The sequence below is a fragment of the Streptomyces sp. NPDC002640 genome, from assembly GCF_053592575.1.
The window spans coordinates 1-15042 of record NZ_JBSFVZ010000012.1 but is presented as its reverse complement, the minus strand read 5'-3'; the positions used below and the strand labels follow the sequence as shown (position 1 = coordinate 15042).

Genomic DNA, 15042 nt, shown 5'->3' with positions numbered 1-15042 from the left:
GGTTCGCGCACGAGGGAGGAGAGAGGACGGGCAGCGGCGGCTCAGGCCACCGACGGGTCCAGCAGACCCTTGCGGAGCTTCTTGATGATGCGGCTCAGCAGGCGGGAGACGTGCATCTGGGAGATGCCCAGCTCCTCGCCGATCTGCGCCTGGGTGCGCTCCTCGACGAAGCGCATGTGGATGATCTGGCGGTCACGCTCGTCCAGCTCGGCGATGAGCGGGGCCAGCGAGTGGAAGTCCTCGACCAGCTCCAGCGACGCGTCCTCGGCGCCGATGAAGTCGGCCAGCACGGCCTCGCCGTCGTTGCCGCCGTCCCGGGTGAGCGCCGCGTCCAGGGAGGAGGAGGTGTAGCAGTTGGACGCCTTCTGGGCCTCCACCACCTCCGACTCCGGCAGCGACATGAGCTCGGAGAGCTCCCGGGTGGTCGGCGTCCGGCCCAGCCGGCTGCGCAGTTCCTCGGTGGCCCGGGCCAGCTCCACGCGCGCCTCCTGGAGACGGCGCGGGACGTGGACGGCCCAGCTGGTGTCACGGAAGAAACGCTTGATCTCGCCCACGATGTACGGCACCGCGAAGGAGGTGAACTCGACCTCGCGGGTCAGTTCGAACCGGTCGATCGCCTTGATCAGGCCGATGGTGCCGACCTGGACGATGTCCTCCATCGAGTCGTCGCGGCCGCGGAAGCGGGACGCGGCGTAGCGAACGAGCGACAGGTTCATCTCGATGAGCGTGTTCCGCGCGTACTGGTACTCCGGCGTGCCCTCTTCCAGCACGGCGAGGCGGCTCAGGAACTCGCGCGACAGTTCCCGGGCGTCCCGGGGGGCCACTGCGGAGGGGTCCTCGATGTACGGGAGCCCCGCGGTCGTCTCCTCGGTCCGGACCTCCCACTGCGCCGTGGTCGTTGCCTCTCCCGCGGTCACGGCTGCCATGCTGTTCCTCTCTGTTCGTCTGCAGTCATCGAACACTCCGTCCAGGTCCGTGAAGAGAACCTCGTACACGGAGTATCCGTCCTCGTAGCTGCGTGCCACCCTGCTGCTCGGTGACATGGCTCGCTTGCCCCGGGTTGTGCGTCGTACTCCACCTGAACGAAAACTTTTCTGTGAAGCAGATCTCATCATGGCCTGACCAGGGCTTTCGCCAGAAGTGACCCCGCGGGCGCGGCGCGGCCGCGCCGCGCGTGAGCCGCCCGCGTGCGGGGTTGCGTGACGCCAGTCACAATATTGGAGATCGAGGCGTTTGCCGTCCGACCCCTGGGGCAGGTGGGGTTTCGTGCTTCGGACCGGATAAGCGCGCCGCAGGTCGGCGCGACCGCCCGGCACCCGAAACCTCCCGGCGACCGTGGGCAGCGTTTCCGCGGCAGTTCCCTGACCCCCCACTGCTCAGGAGCTCAATCGCATGGTCATCGATATGTCGACAAGTCGCTCCGTAAACGGACAAAACACAACGCACCGGACATCCGGTGGGCGCCGGACCCACGACGACGCCCCGGACACCGCGGCGGCCTTCGCCAGGCTCGCCGGACTCGGGGACGGGCCGGAACGCGACGCGGTGCGTGAGGAGCTGACCGAGGCCTGGCTGCCGATGGCCCACCGTATCGCCAGTCGCTTCCGCGACCGCGGTGAGTCGGTCGAGGACCTGCGGCAGGTGGCCGCCCTCGGACTGGTCAAGGCCATCGACCGGTTCGACCCCTCCCGTGGCGCATTCGAAAGCTACGCCGTCCCCACCATCACCGGGGAGATCAAGCGTCACTTCCGCGACCGGATGTGGGCCCTGCGGGTCCCGCGCCGGGTGCAGGAACTCCGCAACAAGGTCCGGGTGGCCCGCCGTGAGCTCACCCAGAGCCCCGGCAGCCCGGAGCCGAGTACCTCCCGGATCGCGGAGTACACCGGACTCACCGAGGAAGAGGTCGCCACCGGCATGGAGGCGCTGGAGAGCTTCAGCACCCTCTCGCTGGACGCCGAGCTCTCCTCGGACGACGACGGCTACAGCCTCGCCGACACCCTCGGCGCGTCGGACTCCGCGTACGACGTGGTGGTCGACCGGGAGGCGGCGAAGGAGGGCCTGCGCCGGCTCCCCGAGCGGGAGCGGGCCATCCTCTACATGCGGTTCTTCGAGGACATGACACAGAACCGGATCGCTGACCGGCTGGGCATCTCCCAGATGCACGTCTCGCGGCTCATCAGCCGCAGTTGTGCACGGGTACGGGAGGAAGCCCTCGGCCAGGGCATGCGAACCGCCTTCGCGAAGGAGTAGGTCCATGCTGACGCCCCACCCCGCCACCCTGCGCAAACTCGTCGACGAGTACCACGCCCTGCTCGCCGAGGAGGCCGAGCGGGGCGGCCCGCGCGCCGGCAGGCGTTCCGAGGACCTGGCGTACACCCTCTGTGTCTCCACCGGGACCCGGGACGTCCGCGCCGCGCTGGCCGTGGCCCGGCGGATGCTCACCGGCGCGGCCCTGCCCGCCGGCGCGGCCGTGGCGGGAGTCCCCGCGGGCGGCCACCACCTGCCGGGCGGCCCCCTGGCGGCGGGCACGCTCCCCAAGGCGGGCCTGCCCCAGGACGGGCGGATGGCGGAGGGCCGGATCCGCGGGGCCGGCCGAAGGGTGGTCGCCGAGGGCGGCGAACCCGTGGCCTCATGACCGGCCGGGGTACGGTCCGGTGAAGGGCGACCGGGGTACCGGCGCCCAGCCCGTACGTGAGCGGCCGCGGGCCGCCGTGGCGAGCGCCTCGGCGGCCCGCGCCTACGCGGTCTCGGTGGTCCGTGACGAGTGGGAGACCCCGTACCGCAGGGCGCCCGAGGGCGCCCTCGTCGACCTGCGCCTGGTCGTCTCCGAGCTGGTCTCCAACGCGCTCCGGCACGGAGGCGGCCTGACCGGTTTCGAGGTGCGGCCCGAGGCCGTGGGGGTCCGGGTCTTCGTCCACGACGCCAGTGAACGCGTTCCCAGGGCGATGTCCGCGGCCGGAGGCTTCCCGGAGGGGGAGGAACACCTGGAGCGGACCGCGCCGGGCGGCTACGGGTGGCCGTTGATCCACCGGCTCGCCCGCGACGTCCGCGTGGAACGGCTCCCGGAAGGGGGCAAGGCCGTCAGCGTGCTGGTCCCGCTGACCTCGGCCCGGGAGGACTGACCGGCCCGGGACGTCCTCACCGGGCCGGGCGGTCGCTCCTTCGAACTCCTCACCAGGGCAGGAACACGTGGATGTCCTTGCCGTCGTCCTGGCGCACCACGCTGACCTGGTCGGACAGGGTGTGCACCAGGTGCCAGCCGATGCCCCCGCCGCCACGACTGGGCTGGAAGGGCCGGGGTGACGGCGGTGTGGGATTGGTGTCGCTCATGACGACGTGCACCCCGTCGAAGGTGCGGCGCATCCGCAGTTCGAAGGGGCCGGGTGCGTACTGGATCGCGTTCGCGGCGAGCTCGGTCACCACCAGCAGGATGTCGTCCCAGTGCTCGGGCGCCGTCGGAGGACACGGCCGGGACAGGGCCCGGAGGAACTCCTCGGCGGCGAGCCTGGCCTCCGTGACGTCCGGCAGTTCACCGGTGAAGTCCGCGGTCAGGCTCTGTACGTCTTCGGTGTGGTGGGCAAGCGCGTCGTCCCCGCGCGGCTCGGATGCCATGGTGCCTTCCCCAGCCCGTCGGGCGCGGTGCTGTCGCGCAGTCTCTCGTCTTCCTCCGTTGCTTGTTCCCGGAGGCGGAGAGGCTACGCGCCCGCCCTGGTGTGGGATGGGTCCCGTGGGAACGGCCGGACGGGTGGTGGGGGAGACGGCGCCCGCGGGGAGCGGAACGAACGGTTCCGGCGGCCGGGCGGGGGAACCCGGCTGGCATGAGCTACTCGAATCCCGATCCGGACCCGTCCCGTACCTCCGGCCTGGAGCCCGGCGGGGGAGTCCCGCCGGGTGAGACGCCGCCCGCGGAGAGCAGCATGCCGGAGGCCGGGCCCCAGGAGACCCACAACCCGCCCAAGGGGTGGGCCAAGGGGCCCCTCACCCTGATCCTCCTGCTCGTGCTGCTGGTGGCGGTCGGCCTGATCGGCTACGCCGTCACCGTGTGGAACTGAGCGGGACGACGACCGTGCGCCCCCGGTGGGCGCGGCGCGATCGCGCCGCGCCCACCGGGGGCGCCTCGGGTCGGGCGAGGGCCGGGCGAGGACCCCGGGTCAGGCGGGGCTCAGCCAGACGGTGGCCAGCGGCGGGACGGTCAGCCGCAGGAAGCCGTCCTCGTGCCGGCGCACCGGCCCCTCGTTGCGGACGTCGCTTCCGCCGTACCGCAGGTCGTCCGTGTTCAGCGTCTCCCGCCAGACCGTGCCCGCCTCCTCCGGGACCCACAGCGCGTAGTCGTGGCGGACCACGGGGGAGAAGTTGCTGACCGAGAGCAGCGGGGCCCCGTCCCGGCCGAAGCGCAGGAACGCCAGCAGGTTGTCGTCCGCGCTGTCACAGGCGACCCAGCGGAAGCCGGCCGGGTCGGTGTCCCGCTGCCACAGCGCCGGCGTCGCGAGGTACCGCGCGTTCAGGTCGCGCACCAGGTCCTGCACGCCCTGGTGGTCGGCCCGGGCGTCGTACGCCGCGTCCAGCAGCCACCACTCCGGCCCGTTCTGCAGCCGCCATTCGTCGCCCTGCGCGAACTCCTGCCCCATGAACAGCAGTTGCTTGCCGGGGTGGGCCCACATGAAGCCCAGGTAGGCGCGGTGGTCGGCGCGGCGCTGCCACCAGTCGCCCGGCATCTTGGAGACCAGCGCCCGCTTGCCGTGCACCACCTCGTCGTGCGAGATCGGCAGCACGTAGTTCTCGCTGTAGGCGTAGATCATCGAGAAGGTCATCTCGTGGTGGTGGTACTTGCGGTGCACCGGCTCGTGGCTCATGTACTCCAGCGAGTCGTGCATCCACCCCATGTTCCACTTCAGGCCGAAGCCCAGACCGCCGCTCTCGGTGGGCCGAGTCACGCCCTCCCACGCGGTGGACTCCTCCGCGATCGTCACCACACCGGGGTTGCGCCGGTACACGGTGGCGTTCATCTCCTGCAGGAAGCGGACCGCCGCCCAGTCCTCCCGCCCGCCGTGCTCGTTCGGCTGCCACTGCCCGTCCTCGCGGGAGTAGTCCAGGTAGAGCATCGAGGCCACCGCGTCGACCCGCAGGCCGTCGATGTGGAACTCCTCGCACCAGTACACGGCGTTGGCGACCAGGAAGTTGCGCACCTCGGTGCGGCCGAAGTCGAACTCGTAGGTGCCCCAGTCGGGGTGCTCGGCCCGCATCTCGTTGCCGGGCTCGTAGAGGGGGAAGCCGTCGAACCGGGCCAGCGCCCAGTCGTCCTTCGGGAAGTGGGCGGGCACCCAGTCCATGATCACGCCGATGCCGGCCCGGTGGAGGCTGTCGACCAGGTACTTGAAATCGTCGGGGGACCCGAGGCGCGCGGTCGGGGCGTAGAAACCGGTCACCTGGTAGCCCCAGGAGGGGGCGAACGGGTGCTCGGCGACCGGCATCAGCTCGACGTGGGTGAAGCCGAGCTCCTTGACGTACTTCGGGAGCTGCTCCGCGAGCTGCCGGTAGGTGAGCCCGGGACGCCAGGACGCCAGGTGCACCTCGTACACCGAGAAGGGCGCCTCGTGCACCGGCCGGTCGCCCCGGTGCGCCATCCACTCCTGATCGGCCCACTCGTAGTGCGAGGCGGTCACCACGGAGGCGGTGGCCGGGGGGCACTCGGTGCGGCGGGCCATCGGGTCGGCCTTCAGCAGCCGCGTGCCGTAGCTGGTGGCGATCTCGAACTTGTAGAGGGTGCCCTCGCCGACGTCCGGCAGGAACAGCTCCCACACGCCGGACGCGCCCATGGAACGCATGGGGAAGGCGGTGCCGTCCCAGAACGTCGACTCCATCGCGACCCGCACGCCGGAGGCGTTGGGCGCCCAGACGGAGAAGCGGGTGCCGGTCACGCCCTGGTGGACCATGGGCTCCGCGCCCAGGGCCTTCCACAGCTGCTCGTGGCGGCCCTCGCGGATCAGGTGCAGGTCGAGCTCGCCCAGCGCGGGCAGGAAGCGGTACGGGTCCTCGGTCTCGACCTCGGTCTCCGGGTAGACGACGTGCAGCCGGTACTCCGGGACCGCCTCGAGCGCGAGCAGGCCGCCGAACAGGCCGTCGCCCTCGTCGTTCAGCGGTACGTGCCGGCCGCCGTCGAGGACCAGGCTGACCCCGTGCGCCCCGGGCCGCAGGGCCCGGAAGACGACGCCCTCGGCCACCGGGTGGGCGCCGAGCAGGGCGTGCGGGTCGTGATGGCAGCCGGAGAGCAGACGGTGACGGTCGCCCGCGTCCAGCGGGGGCGCGGGCGACGCCCCCGGGACGACGGGCCTGCGCACCACCGGCGCCGAGGCCCGGCGCCTGGCCCGGGCGTGCGCCCGTCCGGCGCCGGCCGCGTCCGCACCGCCCCGGCCGGCCTCGGCGGGGGCGGTGCCGGCCGGGGCGGCGCCGGGGCGAGGGGCGGACGGCTCGGGGGGAGCGGTCTCACGCAGTGCCATGGTCGGGTTCAGCCTCCTAGAACGGCGAGACGCCGGATCGCTGCCATCGGAACGGGGAGCCAGTCGGGCCGGTGCCGGGCCTCGTAGAGGACCTCGTACACCGCCCGGTCGGTCTCGTAGGCGCGGAGCACGCCGGGCTCGTCGCGGGGGTCCCACCCCGCGCCGCGTGCGTAGCCCGCGCAGTAGGCGTCACGGCACTGCCGGGCCCACTCGGGGTGCCACGGCCGGCGGGTGCGGGCCGCGTAGTCGAAGGAACGGAGCATGCCCGCCACGTCCCGGACCGGGGACTGGACGCCGCGGCGCTCGGCCAGCGGCCGGGACGGCTCGCCCTCGAAGTCGATCACGAACCACTCGCTGCCGGCCCGCAGCACCTGGCCCAGGTGCAGGTCGCCGTGGATGCGCTGGGCCGGACGGTCCGCCTCCAGCGAGGCGAACGCGGCGGAGAGCCCCGGCACGTACGGCCGCAGGTCGGGCACGGCACGGGCGGTGGCGTGCAGCCGCTCGTTCATCTCCCGCGCCAGCCTGCCCCGCTGCGGCGCCGCCTCCGCGCCGGGCGGACCGCTCGGGAAGGCGGCGGCCAGCGCCTGGTGCACCTCCGCGGTGGCCCGGCCCAGGGCGTGCGCCTCGCGGGTGAAGTCGTTGTCGGCCGCGAGCGCGTTGAGGCCCAGCGTCCAGCCGTCCGTCGCCGACGGCAGGAACGGCTGGAGCACGCCCAGGGTCGCCTCGAACGGCTGCGAGGTGCGGAACCAGGCCGTCGGCGCCGGGACCCGGGTGCAGCCCGTCCGCGCCAGCGCCCACGGCACCTCCCAGTCCGGGTTGATGCCGGGCTGGATGCGGCGGAACACCTTGAGGATGTACGCGTCGCCGTACACCAGCGAGGTGTTGGACTGCTCGGCCGCGAGCAGCCGCGGGGCCAGCCCGGCCGGCAGGCAGACGCCGGGGTCGCGCTCGAAGGTGAGCGGCCCGGTCGTACCCGGGTGACGCAGCCGGTCGAGCAGCAGGGCCGCCGAACGGGGCTCGCGCAGTGCGTCGTAGACGGCCAGGCCGGCCAGCGGGCCGGAGCCCGCCCGGCCGATGAACGCCTCCGCGAGCCGCGGCGGAAGCTCCCGCCGGGCCCCCAGCAGCAGCTGGTAGCAGTCGCCCGGAGGGGAGCCGCCCGGAGTGGGCAGACCGGTGTGCTCGGCGTGCACCAGCAGGTGCAGGCAGCCCGGGTGCAGTTCCGTCATGGACAGCAGCTTCAGGTCCGCCACGGGGCGGTCCTTGCCCGCGAACCAGCGCTGCTGGGGCAGCCATTCGAGCAACAGCCCCTTGAGGGAGGCCATGGGCTCGGCGGCGACCGGGAGGGCGGTGCGGAGCGGTGCTGTCTTCGTCATGGCGTGTCCTTTCGCGGGCTCAGGCTCACAGTCGTCGGCTGGCGCGGGGTGCGACTCGGACGAGCCGGAACCAGTAGAAGCCGTGGCCTGCCAGGGTGAGCAGGTACGGCAGTTCGCCGATGGCCGGGAAGCGGACTCCGCCGAACAGTTCGACCGGGTGACGCCCCTCGAAGGCGCTCAGGTCGAGTTCGGTGGGCTGGGCGAAGCGGGAGAAGTTGTGCACGCACACGACGGTGTCGTCCTCGTACTCGCGCAGGAAGGCGAGCACCGCGGGGTTGGAGGACGGGAGTTCGGTGTAGCTGCCGAGTCCGAACGCCGGGTTCTGCTTGCGGATCTCGATCATCCGGCGGGTCCAGTGCAGCAGGGAGGACGGCGAGGCCATGGAGGCCTCGACGTTGGTGACCTGGTAGCCGAAGACCGGGTCCATGATGGTCGGCAGGTACAGCCGCCCCGGGTCACAGGCCGAGAAGCCGGCGTTGCGGTCGGGGGTCCACTGCATGGGGGTGCGGACGGCGTCGCGGTCGCCGAGCCAGATGTTGTCGCCCATGCCGATCTCGTCGCCGTAGTACAGGACGGGCGATCCCGGCAGGGAGAGCAGCAGGGCGGTGAAGAGCTCGATCTGGTTGCGGTCGTTGTCGAGGAGGGGCGCGAGGCGGCGGCGGATGCCGATGTTGGCCCGCATGCGCGGGTCCTTGGCGTACTCCGCGTACATGTAGTCGCGTTCCTCGTCGGTGACCATCTCCAGGGTCAGCTCGTCGTGGTTGCGCAGGAAGATGCCCCACTGGCAGTTCTTCGGGATCGCCGGCGTCTTGGCGAGGATTTCCGAGACGGGGTAGCGGGACTCGCGGCGGACGGCCATGAAGATCCGCGGCATCACCGGGAAGTGGAAGGCCATGTGGCACTCGTCGCCGCCGGCGGTGAAGTCGCCGAAGTAGTCGACGACGTCCTCGGGCCACTGGTTGGCCTCGGCCAGCAGGACCGTGTCCGGGTAGTGGGCGTCGATCTCCTTGCGGACCCGCTTGAGGAACTGGTGGGTGGCCGGCAGGTTCTCGCAGTTGGTGCCGTCCTCCGCGTAGAGGTAGGGGACGGCGTCCAGGCGGTAGCCGTCCACACCGAGGTCGAGCCAGAAGCGCAGGGCCGCCAGGATCTCCTCCTGCACCGCCGGATTCTCGTAGTTGAGGTCCGGCTGGTGCGAGAAGAACCGGTGCCAGTAGTACTGGCCCCGGACCGGGTCGTACGTCCAGTTGGACGTCTCGGTGTCGACGAAGATGATCCGGGCGTCCTGGTACTGCTTGTCGTCGTCGGCCCAGACGTAGTAGTCGCCGTAGGGGCCGTCGGGGTCCTTGCGGGACTCCTGGAACCACGGGTGCTGGTCGCTGGTGTGGTTCATGACGAAGTCGATGATCACGCGCATGCCGCGCTGGTGCGCGGCGTCGACGAACTCCACGAAGTCCGCCAGGTCGCCGAACTCGGGCAGCACCGCCGTGTAGTCGGAGACGTCGTACCCGCCGTCGCGCAGCGGCGACTTGAAGAACGGCGGGATCCACAGGCAGTCCACGCCGAGCCACTGCAGGTAGTCCAGCTTGGCGGTCAGACCCTTGAGGTCTCCCACGCCGTCGCCGTTGGAGTCCTGGAACGAGCGGACCAGTACCTCGTAGAAGACGGCGCGCTTGAACCACTCGGGGTCGCGGTCGCGGGCCGGCGTGTCCTCGAACGTGTCCGGAACGGGGTCGTTGACGGTCATGGCGCCGTGGTCCCTCCGGCCTGGGTGTGGACGCCCTCCACGTGGAAGACGTGGGCCGGCCGGACGCCGGGCTCCAGGCGCACGTAGTCGGCGCCGCTCCAGCGGTACGTCTCGCCCGTCAGCTCGTCCCGGAGGGACACCGGCCCGTGCGGGTCGACGCCGAGCCGGGCCAGGTCCGCGCGGACCGTGGCCTCCTGGGCGTGGTGCGGGTCCAGGTTGGCGACGACCAGGACGGTGTCGTCGCCCTCGCGCTTGCTGTACGCGATCACGGCGTCGTTGTCGGTGGGATGGAATCGGAGATTGCGCAGCCGTTGCAGCGCCGGATGGTGCCGGCGGATCTCGTTCAGCCGGGTGACCAGCGGGGCGATGGTGCGGCCCTCGCGTTCGGCGGCCTCCCAGTCGCGGGGGCGGAGCTGGTACTTCTCGGAGTCCAGGTACTCCTCGCTGCCCTCGCGGACCGGGGTGTTCTCGCACAGCTCGAAGCCGGCGTAGACACCCCAGGTGGGGGAGAGGGTGGCGGCCAGGACCGCGCGGACCTCGAAGGCCGGCCGGCCGCCGTGCTGCAGGTAGGCGTGCAGGATGTCCGGGGTGTTCACGAACAGGTTGGGCCGCAGGTAGTGCGCCGTCTCCCCGCTCAGCTCCGTCAGGTACTCGGTCAGCTCGTGCTTGGAGTTGCGCCAGGTGAAGTACGTGTAGGACTGCTGGAAGCCGACCTGCGCCAGCGTCTCCATCATGGCGGGGCGCGTGAAGGCCTCGGCCAGGAAGATGACGTCCGGGTCCGCGGCGTTGATCTCGCCGATCACCTTCTCCCAGAAGACGACCGGCTTGGTGTGCGGGTTGTCGACGCGGAAGACGCGGACGCCGTGCTCCATCCAGAAGCGCAGGACGCGGACGGTCTCCTCGACCAGGCCGGGCATGTCCTGGTCGAAGGCGATCGGGTAGATGTCCTGGTACTTCTTCGGCGGGTTCTCCGCGTAGGCGATGGACCCGTCGGGGCGGTGGTGGAACCAGTCCGGGTGCTTCTCCACCCACGGGTGGTCGGGGGAGCACTGGAGCGCGAAGTCCAGCGCGATCTCCAGATCGTGCTCGGCGGCCTTCGCCACGAACGCGTCGAAGTCGTCCAGCGTCCCGAGGTCCGGGTGGACGGCGTCGTGCCCGCCCTCCGGGGAACCGATGGCCCAGGGCACGCCGACGTCCCCCTCGTGGGCGGTCAGCGTGTTGTTGCGGCCCTTGCGGTGGGTGAGGCCGATCGGGTGAATGGGCGGAAGGTATACGACGTCGAAACCCATCGCGGCGACGGCCGGCAGCCGCTCGGCCGCGGTGCGGAAGGTCCCGCTGACCGGCGGACCGTCCTGCGGGACCACCGCGCCCTCCGAGCGGGGGAAGAACTCGTACCACGCCCCGTACAAGGCCCGTTCCCGCTCCACCAGCAACGGCATCGGCCGCGAGGCGGACACCAGTTCCCGCAGCGGGTGCCGGTCCAGCGCCTCCTCGGCCGCCGGGTCGAAGGCGGCGGCGAACCGCTCGTCCACGTCGAGGGAGTCGTCGCCCAGCGCCCGTGCCGCCGCCCGCACCGCGTCCCGTCCCGGCCCCTTCGGGACCCGGCGGGCGGCCCGCGCGAACAGCTCGGCGCCCTCCTCCAGCACCAGCCCCACGTCGATCCGGGCCGGGATCTTGATGCGCGCGTTGCGCCGCCAGGTGGACACCGGGTCGCTCCACGCCTCCACGGTGTACGTCCACAGACCCGTCCGACGCGGCGTCACCAGGGCGCCCCACCGGTCGGTCCCGGGGGCCTGCTCGCGCATCGGCGTCCACGGGCCCGGCCGCCCGTCCGGATCCCTCAGCACCACATTGGCCCCGACCGCGTCATGGCCCTCACGGAAAACCGTCGCCGTGACCTCGAAGGTCTCGCCGACGACGGCCTTCGCGGGACGTCTGCCGCACTCGACCGCGGGACGGACGTCGCGGACGGGAATGCGGCCGATGGCCTGGGGTCGCTTCATGGTTCTGCCTTCGACGTGATCGGAATGCCGGGAGGGGAACGGGGCGGGGCCGGCGGTGCCTACCGGCCCGCGGGCGAACGGCGGCCGTTCGGCGGCCCCCGCCGCCCCGGCCGGGCGGAGGAGCGCCGCCCGCCGAGCGGCGACGGCGCCTTCCGCCGTTCCTGGCGCAGGTAGGAGACGAGACCGGAGCGCAGGTACCGCTCGGCGGCGTCCGCCGCCTCGCGCGCACAGCGCTTTTGCATCAGGGCGCACAAGGTGTAGCCCGAGTCCTCGAAGCGGTCGCGCACCGTGGGGTCGGCGGGGGATGCGAGCATCACCCGTTCCCAGGCCCGGTACCGGCTGAGGTGCCGGGCCACTTCGGCCTTGGCCGGGAGCAGCATGGGGCGGGCCCCCTCTCGATGCTTCGGACGTTTCCTGGGCAGGCTTGTCACCCATGGTGCACATGTGACCACGCAGCGTCTTGTTGGGGGTTCAACGACCGCAGGAGTCGTCTCGGGTTGCACGAACGGCGTAAGACTCTCACCCTGAAGGTGACTCAGAAGCGAACAACGCTCACGCTTCGTGTTCGGGGCTCGTGTCCGCCAAGTGGCACGAGGAGGCGGGGAGCTTCGCCGGTGAGGAGCCAACGACGATGAAGACCGCAGTGCCCTGCTACTACCACCTCGACGTGGAGGTCGGTCCGCAACGGGTCGACCAGGTCGGCCGGATCCTGGCCGCCCACCTCCGGTTCTGGAGCCTGGACAACCTCGTCGATCCCGTCCGCCGCGGCGCCGAGGTGCTGCTGCGCGCTATCGACGAGCACGCCACCGACAAGAAGACCTCCATCGAGATGTGGTGGAACGGCCAGCACCTGATCACCGCTGTCGGCCAGAACGACCGCAACCTCCGGCCCGACCTCGAACTGCGTCCCTGCCTGACCCACATCGCCGCGCACAGCGACGGGTGGGGCTGCTGCGACACGGTCGCCGGCCGGATCATCTGGTTCACCCGGCGCGCCCGCTCCGGGGAACGTGTCCCGCTGGTGCCCAGGGGCCCCGAGCCGCTGGTCGACGAGGCCCTCGACCTGCCGCGGGACACGGAACGCGTGCCGGCCCTGGCCGGCTCCCTGCCACCGCTCGAGGTGGCCGCCGCGGTGCGCGAGAGCGTGGTGTCGCGGTGACGGCGCGCAGGACCGAGAGCGCAGGGGCGCCCGTGTGGAGCGGGCGCCCCAGCCCGCTGGGCGCGACCTACGACGGGCAGGGCACCAACTTCGCGCTCTTCAGCGAGGTGGCCGAGCGCGTGGACCTCGTCCTGGTCGACGACGACGGGACGTACCGCACGGTGACCCTCCACGAGGTCGACGGCTTCGTCTGGCACTGCTACCTGCCCGGCGTGGGCCCCGGCCAGCGCTACGGGTACCGGGTCCACGGGCCCTGGGACCCGTCGATGGGACACCGCTGCAACCCCCGGAAGGTGCTGCTCGACCCGTACGCCCGGGCCGTGGACGGCATGCCCGACGACCACCCCTCGCTCTACGAGCGCGCCCCCCGCGGCCCTTCCTCGGCCGACAGCGCGGGCCACACCATGCTCGGCGTGGTCACCGACCCGTACTTCGACTGGGGCGACGACCGCTCACCCGGACGGCCGTACGCGGACTCCGTGATCTACGAGACCCACGTCCGCGGTCTCACCCGCACCCACCCCAAGGTCCCGGCCCGCCTGCGCGGCACCTACGCCGGCCTGGCCCACCCCGCGGTGGTCGAGCACCTGACCTCGCTCGGGGTGACGGCCGTCGAACTGATGCCGGTGCACCAGTTCGTCCAGGACGGCGTGCTGCTCGGCAGGGGACTGACCAACTACTGGGGCTACAACACGATCGGCTTCTTCGCCCCGCACAACGAGTACGCCGCCCGCGGCACCCGCGGCGAACAGGTGAACGAGTTCAAGGCGATGGTGAAGGCCCTCCACGAGGCCGGCCTCGAGGTCATCCTCGACGTGGTCTACAACCACACCGCCGAGGGCAACGAGAAGGGTCCCACCCTCTCCTTCCGCGGCATCGACAACGCCTCCTACTACCGCCTGGTCGACGGCGACTGGGGGCACTACTACGACACCACCGGCACCGGCAACAGCCTGCTGATGCGCCACCCCTACGTGCTGCAGCTCATCATGGACTCGCTGCGCTACTGGGTGACCGAGATGCACGTCGACGGCTTCCGCTTCGACCTGGCGGCCACCCTGGCCCGCCAGTTCCACGAGGTGGACCGGCTGTCGGCGTTCTTCGACCTGATCCAGCAGGACCCGGTGATCAGCCGCGTGAAGCTGATCGCCGAGCCCTGGGACCTCGGCGACGGCGGCTACCAGGTGGGCAACTTCCCGCCGCTGTGGTCCGAGTGGAACGGCCTCTACCGCGACGCGGTCCGCGACTTCTGGCGCGCCGAGGACCACAGCCTCGCCGAGTTCGCCTCCCGGCTGACCGGCTCCTCCGACCTGTACGAACGCGACCGCCGCCGGCCCCGCGCCAGCATCAACTTCGTCACCGCCCACGACGGCTTCACCCTGCGCGACCTGGTCTCGTACAACGACAAGCACAACGAGGCCAACGGCGAGGACAACCGGGACGGCGAGAACCACAACCGCTCCTGGAACTGCGGCGTCGAGGGCGCCACCGACGACGAGGGGATCCTCGAGCTGCGGGCCCGGCAGCAGCGCAACCTCCTGGCCACCCTGCTGCTCTCCCAGGGCATCCCGATGCTCTGCCACGGCGACGAACTGGGCCGCACCCAGCAGGGCAACAACAACGCCTACTGCCAGGACAACGAGATCTCCTGGATCGACTGGCGCGGGCTCGGCGAGGAACAGCGCGAGCTCATCGACTACACCGCCCGCCTGATCACCCTGCGCCGCGAGCACCCCGTACTGCGGCGCCGGCGCTTCTTCCGCGGCGACACGCCGGTCGACGAGGCGCAGCCGCTGCCCGACCTGGTATGGCTGCTGCCCGACGCCACCGAGATGGCCGACGAGGACTGGCACCGTTCCGACGCCCACGCCATCGGGGTCTTCCTCAACGGCGACGCCATCGCGGAGCGGGACTCCTACGGGCAGAGGGTGGTGGACGACTCCTTCCTGCTGCTCCTCAACAGCTACTGGGAGCCGATGACCTTCCGGCTCCCGTCGGCCGCCTACGGCGAACGGTGGACGGCCCTGGTCGACACGGCCGACCCGCAGGGGGTTCCCGACGAGGCCGAGCACAAGGCCGGCACCGAGCTGATCGTCGAGTCCCGCAGCCTGGTGGTGCTGTCCCGGCCCTCGCTCACCGGCTGACGGTCCGCTACGAGGAGTACGAGGAGGCGGGGGGGGGGGGGGCGGGGGGGGGGGGGGCCGCCCCCCCCCCGGGGGGGGGGCGGGGGCCGGGGGGGGGGGGGGGGCCGCGGCCCCGCGGCGGG

Annotated in this window: 13 protein-coding genes; 6 read left to right on the top strand and 7 right to left on the bottom strand. The window is 71.7% G+C overall.

Features of this window, described 5'->3' with window-relative positions; all coding sequences use genetic code 11:
• Positions 1-41: 41 nt before the first annotated feature.
• On the bottom strand, positions 42-926 hold the full coding sequence (locus tag ACWD3O_RS17455) for an RNA polymerase sigma factor SigF (RefSeq protein WP_451413515.1): 885 nt from the start codon (positions 924-926) through the stop codon (positions 42-44).
• A gap of 466 nt (positions 927-1392) precedes the next feature.
• On the opposite strand from ACWD3O_RS17455, the gene ACWD3O_RS17450 reads away from it, so the two are divergent.
• Genes ACWD3O_RS17450 through ACWD3O_RS17440 form a run of 3 tightly spaced genes read left to right on the top strand, consistent with a single transcriptional unit; the run spans position 1393 to position 3122 of the window.
• Positions 1393-2250: an RNA polymerase sigma factor SigF gene (locus ACWD3O_RS17450; RefSeq protein ID WP_451416451.1), complete on the top strand. Its 858-nt coding sequence runs from the start codon at positions 1393-1395 to the stop codon at positions 2248-2250.
• 4 nt (positions 2251-2254) lie between these two features.
• Positions 2255-2635 (top strand): DUF5133 domain-containing protein, encoded by a 381-nt coding sequence (locus ACWD3O_RS17445; RefSeq protein ID WP_451416450.1) that lies wholly within the window; start codon positions 2255-2257, stop codon positions 2633-2635.
• A 19-nt stretch (positions 2636-2654) separates the two neighbouring features.
• Positions 2655-3122 (top strand): ATP-binding protein, encoded by a 468-nt coding sequence (locus ACWD3O_RS17440; RefSeq protein ID WP_451416449.1) that lies wholly within the window; start codon positions 2655-2657, stop codon positions 3120-3122.
• Positions 3123-3171: 49 nt separating this feature from the next.
• Here ACWD3O_RS17440 and ACWD3O_RS17435 read toward each other — a convergent pair whose 3' ends face one another.
• Positions 3172-3612 carry an ATP-binding protein gene (locus ACWD3O_RS17435; RefSeq protein WP_451416448.1) on the bottom strand — a complete coding sequence of 147 codons (441 nt, stop codon included), beginning with the start codon at positions 3610-3612 and terminating at the stop codon, positions 3172-3174.
• A 206-nt stretch (positions 3613-3818) separates the two neighbouring features.
• Between ACWD3O_RS17435 and ACWD3O_RS17430 the strand changes: the two genes are divergently transcribed.
• Complete coding sequence (locus tag ACWD3O_RS17430) at positions 3819-4052, top strand: DUF6480 family protein (RefSeq protein ID WP_451416447.1); 234 nt, start codon at positions 3819-3821, stop codon at positions 4050-4052.
• Between the two features lie 99 nt (positions 4053-4151).
• On the opposite strand, the gene glgB is transcribed toward ACWD3O_RS17430, so the two are convergent.
• The 5 genes from glgB to ACWD3O_RS17405 are packed head-to-tail and all read right to left on the bottom strand — an operon-like array spanning position 4152 to position 11997.
• Positions 4152-6497 carry a 1,4-alpha-glucan branching enzyme gene (gene glgB, locus ACWD3O_RS17425; protein ID WP_451416446.1) on the bottom strand — a complete coding sequence of 782 codons (2346 nt, stop codon included), beginning with the start codon at positions 6495-6497 and terminating at the stop codon, positions 4152-4154.
• An 8-nt stretch (positions 6498-6505) separates the two neighbouring features.
• Positions 6506-7870 carry a maltokinase N-terminal cap-like domain-containing protein gene (locus tag ACWD3O_RS17420; protein WP_451413522.1) on the bottom strand — a complete coding sequence of 455 codons (1365 nt, stop codon included), beginning with the start codon at positions 7868-7870 and terminating at the stop codon, positions 6506-6508.
• 25 nt (positions 7871-7895) lie between these two features.
• Complete coding sequence (gene treS, locus ACWD3O_RS17415) at positions 7896-9614, bottom strand: maltose alpha-D-glucosyltransferase (RefSeq protein ID WP_451416445.1); 1719 nt, start codon at positions 9612-9614, stop codon at positions 7896-7898.
• Positions 9611-11617: an alpha-1,4-glucan--maltose-1-phosphate maltosyltransferase gene (locus tag ACWD3O_RS17410; RefSeq protein ID WP_451416444.1), complete on the bottom strand. Its 2007-nt coding sequence runs from the start codon at positions 11615-11617 to the stop codon at positions 9611-9613. Before ACWD3O_RS17410 ends, treS begins: the two co-directional genes overlap by 4 nt.
• Positions 11618-11676: 59 nt before the next feature.
• Complete coding sequence (locus ACWD3O_RS17405) at positions 11677-11997, bottom strand: DUF5133 domain-containing protein (protein WP_451416443.1); 321 nt, start codon at positions 11995-11997, stop codon at positions 11677-11679.
• Positions 11998-12248: 251 nt separating this feature from the next.
• Between ACWD3O_RS17405 and ACWD3O_RS17400 the strand changes: the two genes are divergently transcribed.
• Both ACWD3O_RS17400 and glgX read left to right on the top strand, forming a co-directional pair.
• Positions 12249-12776: a pep a2 gene (locus ACWD3O_RS17400; RefSeq protein WP_451414333.1), complete on the top strand. Its 528-nt coding sequence runs from the start codon at positions 12249-12251 to the stop codon at positions 12774-12776.
• A complete protein-coding gene (gene glgX, locus ACWD3O_RS17395; RefSeq protein ID WP_451416442.1) occupies positions 12773-14920 on the top strand; it encodes a glycogen debranching protein GlgX in 2148 nt (715 codons plus the stop codon). The genes ACWD3O_RS17400 and glgX overlap by 4 nt, the downstream gene beginning before the upstream one ends.
• Positions 14921-15042 lie beyond the last annotated feature (122 nt).